1 protein-coding gene is annotated in these 374 nt (G+C 71.9%); it reads right to left on the reverse strand.

Features of this window, described 5'->3' with window-relative positions; translation table 11 throughout:
* On the reverse strand, window positions 1-374 hold a 374-nt coding region (locus C3492_RS43925; protein WP_374938441.1), incomplete at both ends, for a hypothetical protein.

Genomic DNA, 374 nt, shown 5'->3' on the forward strand with positions numbered 1-374 from the left:
CTCCAGCACGGTCCCGGTGACCGGGTGGGTGAGGAGCCGGTCCCACGAGGTGGCGTTGCCCGCCAGCTCCCGTGCGGTTGCTGCGTCGACGGGGGAGCGGCCAGCGAGGTCGGCCGGCCCGTCGTCTTGCCCCATGAGTGTCAGTGCGGATACGGCGACCTGCACGTGCGCGCGGATCGCTCCGAGTGTTCCGTCGCCGTCTCCGGTCGCGGTGGGGTCGAGGGCGGGTGTGCCGGCGAGGAGGAGGTCACTGAGCACGTCGGCGCGGACCTGGTCGATCGTTCGGGCATCGTCGACGAACGACGACCCGTCGCAAATCGTCGCATCGGCATCGCGACCGCCACCGTTGGCGTCGGCTCGCGCGCCAAGCGCGT

It is taken from the genome of Streptomyces sp. Ru62 (assembly GCF_002920615.1).
Classification (GTDB): domain Bacteria; phylum Actinomycetota; class Actinomycetes; order Streptomycetales; family Streptomycetaceae; genus Streptomyces.